Source organism: Fulvivirga kasyanovii, assembly GCF_009711405.1.
Classification (GTDB): Bacteria; Bacteroidota; Bacteroidia; order Cytophagales; family Cyclobacteriaceae; genus Fulvivirga; species Fulvivirga kasyanovii.
Map to the genome: position 1 here is coordinate 1516 of NZ_SMLW01000376.1, position 6196 is coordinate 7711.

The window sequence follows — 6196 nt, forward strand, 5'->3', positions numbered from 1 at the left end:
TAGATTTGCCATCCGTGTAAAAAAACGAAATAACTAAACTATGCAGACCCTAAACGATATTCTTGTTCTTATTGACAGCTACATTGGTAGCGCAGCTTGGTTCCCATATGCCCTTTTAGGAACAGGATTATTCTTTACCGTGTATCTGGGGTTTCCTCAACTTAGATATTTCGGGCATGCCTTGAAGGTCGTAAAAGGTAAGTTTGACAGAAAAGGTGATGAAGGGGATGCCTCTCATTTTCAGGCACTTGCTACAGCTCTGTCAGGTACAGTAGGTACTGGTAATATCGGTGGTGTTGCTCTGGCCATCCACCTTGGAGGCCCTGCAGCATTATTCTGGATGTTGGTTACTGCCTTTTTAGGTATGACCACAAAGTTTGTGGAAGTGACACTTTCACATAAGTACAGGGAAAAGGATGAAACCGGACGTATAGCCGGTGGACCGATGTACTACATGAAAAATGCTCAATTCAAACTTTTTGGAAAGAAGATCAACTTGGCCTGGCTGGGAGCCATCTTTGCCTTTGCTACTATCCTGTCTTCATTTGGTACAGGTAACCTTCCGCAGATCAACCAGATTGCAAGCTCAATATTTACTTCTTTTGGTGTAGAGCAGTGGATAACCGGAGCCGTTTTGGCAGTAATACTGGCCCTGGTGATCCTGGGTGGTATCACCAGGATTGTGAAGGTTACAGAGAAGCTGGTGCCTTCGATGGCAATTATATATTTTATTGGTGCCCTGGCAGTTATCGCAACCAACTATGAGAATATCTGGCCATCTGTAGTATCTATTTTCTCGGATGTGTTTACTGGAAGCGCAGCAGCAGGAGGCTTTCTCGGAGCTAACCTGGCTTTTGCTTTCAACCGGGGAGTAAACAGGGGATTGTTCTCCAATGAGGCAGGTCAGGGTTCAGCCCCAATCGCACACGCTGCGGCTAAAGCACATGAGCCTGTTTCCGAAGGTATGGTGGCCATACTTGAGCCTTTTATTGATACCATCATTATATGTACACTTACTGGTTTGGTACTGCTATCTTCCGGAGCATGGAAAGATAAAATGCCTAACCAGTTTGAATATACCGAGCTTGATGTACTTACTTCAAGATTTGATGAAAGTAAACCTGAAGACAGACAGCGCCTCTATGAATATCTCGTAGAAGGAGAAGCTATGACCCAATATACCGGTGATCTGGAGATTGAGAATGGTGTAGTGGTGAGCGATGTTACGCTTGTACATGCACGCTCCATAGCGGATAATGTGAAAGTTTATAATGCCAATGGGCCATATACAGGTACACTTGAGGTGGTAAATGGGGATGTAATTGATCCTAACAGAGCAGTAATTTTTGAGGGAGAATCCCTGGTACATAGTGCTCCACTCACCATTGAGGCTTTTAAGAGGAGTTTCCTGGGAGATTGGGGGCAATATATTGTATCGCTGGGACTGGTGCTGTTTGCCTTTTCGACGGCTATTTCATGGTCTTATTATGGAGACAGGGCTACTACCTACCTTTTCGGTAGCAAGTACATTATCTATTACCGTTTGCTTTATGTTGTAGGTTTCTTCCTGGCTTCATTTGCAGACACTACTATTATCTGGACATTGTCAGGGATAACCATTGCGTTGATGACCCTGCCCAACCTTGCAGGTATTCTGCTACTGCATGGAGAAATGAAGCGTACGGTAAAAGAATATTGGATTGACTTCAAAAATGACTGGCCAAATGAGAAAACTCCGGAGTAGGAGCAGGTCAAATATTCAGATAGATATTAGAATTTTACTTTAACCCTGACCTTATCCTGGTCAGGGGTACCATTACGCAAAGCAGGGCTCCATTTGGGGCCTTCTTTGATTAAACGGATGGCCTCATTGTTTAGAGCTTCTCCCTGGCCTTTCACTATTCTGAAGTTGATCAAGTCGCCGGAAGAAGTAACTTCAAACTCCACTACAACCTTGCCTTCCTGTCCGTTAATAGGTCTGGCATTAGCTTGCAGATAATCTTTGAATGATGATTTGCCGCCCTCAGGATTGGCAGGCACAATGTCGGCTCTTTCGTCCCTGTCTTTGTCCATTTCTATAGTCTGCATCGAATATGGCAATGATCTTTTCTCCCTCTCCACGTCCATGGCTGTCACCACCACTTCCGAAAGCTGTGCAACATCCGGTTCCATTTCTATATCTACTACACGTTTACCTGATGCGTCAACTTCTTTGGGACTCAATCCTATGAAAGAAACCACCAGTGTAGGGTCTGTGCCTTGCGGCAGATTGAGGGTGTAATTTCCTTCGAAGTCAGTTATGGTGCCTGTAGTCGTACCTTTCACTACTACATTCACTCCGGGTAAGCCCGTCCCGTCTTCGGAGGAAGTTATCTGGCCTTTTATGCTTTGCGACATTATTTCCTCTGCCGAAGCACTACGGAGTGCCATTCTGCTTTCGGCTTCCATCTTTTTAGTCTCGGCTTTTTTTGCTTTCGACATGGCCCTTGCATTTTCCGTTACCTGAACGCCCGCCATTTTACCCTGCAGATCCTCAATGTCAGAAGCGGGAACCTCATCCATGACCATTTCCTCTGGTGTTTCAGTTTCCAGCTCTTCATAAGCCATGGCATCAACCTTTTCAGCTACTTCCACATCGTCCTCAGCCTCGGCCAGTCCAATAGTTTGTTCTTCTCTTGCTTCGGCCAATGGCTCGGAGGCCATATCCACCACCGGTTGTTCAATAGGTTTACTTGCTTTGCTTTTTTCAGGCTCTTTTTCTTCTTTGTTTAGCGCAATCAGGCTATCCTCAACGGGCTGAGATTCAGGTTGAGGTTCGGCTTCACGCTCAGCGGTTTTCGAGTCGGGCATGGCTTCCTCTTGAGCCTCTGATTTAGCCAGTTGTTGCTCAGATTTAAAGAGATCTGTATTGAAAAGGATGATAGTGGTGATGGCCAGTAAAGCCACCGAAGCCGCAATTTTAAACCATAGCATAAAGTCTCGCTTTGGCTTAACTTCCCGGTCAAGTCTCTCTCTGAGTAAGCCCAGGTCCCCTTGCATAGTCGATGTGCCAGTCTCCTCAAAGCCTTCCATGGCCTCCGCATCAAAATCGGAGTTGAGCATGAGCTTTTCCACCTCATGCATTTCTTTATGGCTCAACTCACCGTTAAGATATTTTTCAATGATCTCCGGGGACAGTGTACTTCCAATATCGTTTTTTCTATTGCTCACTTTTTCTTTCCATGCAGTTCTTTAAATTTCTCTTACCATTCTGAATATAGCTTTTCACCTTTTTCAGCTCAAACCGGGTAAGCACCTCTATTTCCTTGTAAGATTTACTCTCAAGGTAAAACAACTGAACGCACCGCTTCTGTTCAATATGCAACTCTTCTATGCACTTTTCCAGCCTGCCCAGATCATCTTCCAGGGGCGGCTCATTATTATGATGCATCATCAGCGTGTTTTCCATACTCACCTCCGAAATATCCATGGTGGTTCTTTCACTCTGGTATTTTTTAGACCTGAGTTTCATCAGGCAGTGGTTTTTGCTCAGAACATATAACCAGCTTTTAAAATTCTCTACTTCGTGTTTCTTGAGGCTTTCAGTGAGTTTCTCAAAAACCTGCATTACAGCATCTTGGCTTTCCTCCCTGTTCTTTAGGTATTTCAGGCACACACCATAGACCAGGTGCATATAATTGTTGAAAAGCTTTCCGGCATATTCCATATTCCCCGTCTGCTTATACAGGCGTATGAGTTTTTGCTCTTCGGTATGTGAGGCCGGGGAATGTGACATCTAAACAGTGACTAAGATCCTAATCTAAAAAAAAATCATAACAGTTTATGGAATTCGGAAAACCCCTGCATCATGATAGTGAAGTTTTTACCAAAATTTAAAAATTATGAAAAGGATCGGAATATTTATCATGTTGCTCGTTATGTCGTCGGTGGTGTATGCTCAGGACAGGGTTATAACAGGAACAGTGACTGCAGCCGAAGATGGAAACCCGCTGGCAGGCGTTAATGTAGTGCTGAAAGGATCAACTACAGGAACCATAACAAACATAAATGGATACTACAGTATAAAGGTGGCAGGCACTGCCCCGACACTGGTGTTCTCTATGATTGGTTATGCAACGAAAGAAATCAAAGTCGGCTCAAAGGCTGAGATCAATGTGGCTATGGAAGCTGATGTAAGGCAGCTTGAAGAGGTAGTGGTAATAAACAAGAGAAAAGCTGAAAGAGAAAAGAAAGCCATGAGCTATGCCATCAGCAGTTCTGAGGATATGAGTGGTGCGGCCATGATGTATGAGGCAGAATCCTATCCGGTTCATAATACAGAAGAATACGACGCCATACATGAAAATATTTTTCACGGGGCCCTGAAAAACCCTTTATCAACCTTTTCGATAGATGTAGATGCTGCCTCGTATAGCAATATGAGAAGGTTTTTGAACAACGGCCAACTCCCTCCAAAGGATGCAGTCCGTATCGAAGAGATGGTCAATTACTTTAACTATGATTACAAACAACCGGAAAACGCTGATCCCTTTTCCATAAACACTGAAATATCATCTGCACCATGGAACAGTCAGCATAAGTTGGTACACATTGGGTTACAGGGCAGGAAAATACCTACTAAGAACCTGCCCCCTTCAAACCTGGTGTTCCTGCTGGATGTATCGGGTTCTATGAATGCTGCCAATAAATTGCCATTGCTGAAATCTGCCTTCAAGTTACTGGTTGATGAGCTTAGGCCGCAAGATAATGTAGCCATTGTGGTATATGCCGGAGCGGCAGGGCTTGTGCTTCCTTCCACGGATGGCAACAATAAAGAAGCGATACTCAATGCACTTAATAATTTGCAGGCCGGAGGCTCCACTGCCGGGGGTGCGGGTATTCAACTTGCCTATAAAGTGGCTAAGGAGCAATATAAGAAGGGAGGAAACAACCGGGTTATTCTGGCAACTGATGGAGACTTTAACATAGGAGCCTCAAGCAATGCCGAGATGGAGAGGCTGATCGAGGAAAAACGTAATGGTGGTATTTTTCTAACCGTACTGGGTTTTGGCATGGGCAATTATAAAGATTCCAAAATGGAGACCATAGCAGATAAAGGTAATGGTAATTACGCTTACATCGACAACATTCTGGAAGCTAAAAAAGTACTTGTCAATGAGTTTGGAGGAACATTATTTACTATAGCAAAAGATGTGAAGATCCAGGTAGAGTTTAATCCTGCAAAAGTGAAGGCTTATCGCCTGATCGGCTATGAAAACAGGGCATTGAAAAACGAAGATTTTAATAATGACAAGAAAGATGCGGGGGATCTGGGAGCCGGTCATACGGTAACTGCACTGTATGAGATCATTCCGGTAGGCGTGGATAGTCAATTTGACCCTATAGATGATCTGAAATACCAGGAAAGTAAAATTTCCACAGAAGCCATGAAGTCAAAAGAATTGATGACCATAAAGCTAAGATATAAGCAACCTGATGGCGACCAAAGCAAATTAATTACGCATGCTTTAGTGGATAGTCATATAGCCATTGATAAAACTTCTGATAATTTCCGCTGGTCTGCCGCAGTTGCCGGCTTCGGTATGCTACTCCGAGATTCCGAGTTCAAAGGCAACCTGACCTACGATGACGTGATCAAAATGGCCCAATCCGCCAAAGGAAAGGATCCGGAAGGCTACAGAATAGAATTTATCAACCTGGTGAAATCTGGTCTGTTGTTGGCGAACTGATAGGGTAGTTAAATGAGGAGGTATCCCTCCTCATTTTAATTATATTATTGCCTTTTAAATATTGCTCCTCCTGCCACTATTACCCAAGGATTATCATCTATGTTTACTGCTATTTTTATCGCATTCTGTGCTCCTCCAATTTCAACCCAATTATTAGCAAAAAAGTCATACCAATAAACTTTTCCATTTGAACCAGTTGCATGAAGATTTGCTCTGTTTACGGCTATATCACTGGCAATGCCTGCTAAATGCTGCCATGAAGACCCGGCATCATATTTCCATACCCTTCCTTGTGTATTTGAAATTACAGGAGTTCCATAATAATCAGCAGATATTCTGACAACGCTAGATGAACCAGGTACTTCCGTCCAGGTGTTATTATAGTAGTTGTATTTAAAGACTTTGTTATTTGTGCCAGCACAATATAAATCCCCGTTTGCAGATGCTTCAATGTCTATGGCATGGCC

5 protein-coding genes are annotated in these 6196 nt (G+C 43.7%); 2 read left to right on the plus strand and 3 right to left on the minus strand.

Annotated features, from left to right (window positions below; all coding sequences use genetic code 11):
* Window positions 1–40: 40 nt before the first annotated feature.
* Window positions 41–1744 carry an alanine/glycine:cation symporter family protein gene (locus E1163_RS04365; RefSeq protein WP_155169894.1) on the plus strand — a complete coding sequence of 568 codons (1704 nt, stop codon included), beginning with the start codon at window positions 41–43 and terminating at the stop codon, window positions 1742–1744.
* A 26-nt stretch (window positions 1745–1770) separates the two neighbouring features.
* Here E1163_RS04365 and E1163_RS31515 read toward each other — a convergent pair whose 3' ends face one another.
* Window positions 1771–3210: a TonB family protein gene (locus E1163_RS31515; RefSeq protein ID WP_155169896.1), complete on the minus strand. Its 1440-nt coding sequence runs from the start codon at window positions 3208–3210 to the stop codon at window positions 1771–1773.
* On the minus strand, window positions 3200–3775 hold the full coding sequence (locus E1163_RS04375) for an RNA polymerase sigma factor (protein WP_155169898.1): 576 nt from the start codon (window positions 3773–3775) through the stop codon (window positions 3200–3202). Before E1163_RS04375 ends, E1163_RS31515 begins: the two co-directional genes overlap by 11 nt.
* Window positions 3776–3881: 106 nt before the next feature.
* On the opposite strand from E1163_RS04375, the gene E1163_RS04380 reads away from it, so the two are divergent.
* Window positions 3882–5729, plus strand: a complete 1848-nt coding sequence (locus E1163_RS04380; protein ID WP_155169900.1) for a vWA domain-containing protein — start codon at window positions 3882–3884, stop codon at window positions 5727–5729.
* A gap of 44 nt (window positions 5730–5773) precedes the next feature.
* Here E1163_RS04380 and E1163_RS30410 read toward each other — a convergent pair.
* Window positions 5774–6196 (minus strand): hypothetical protein (locus E1163_RS30410; RefSeq protein WP_185155954.1); only part of this gene is annotated, 423 nt, incomplete at its 5' end.

Excerpts from the sequence above, each read along its gene's own strand:
- E1163_RS04365 (WP_155169894.1), top strand. The coding sequence starts at position 41 with ATGCAGACCCTAAACGATATTCTTGTTCTTATTGACAGCTACATTGGT.
- E1163_RS04375 (WP_155169898.1), bottom strand. The coding sequence starts at position 3,775 with ATGTCACATTCCCCGGCCTCACATACCGAAGAGCAAAAACTCATACGC.
- E1163_RS04380 (WP_155169900.1), top strand. The coding sequence starts at position 3,882 with ATGAAAAGGATCGGAATATTTATCATGTTGCTCGTTATGTCGTCGGTG.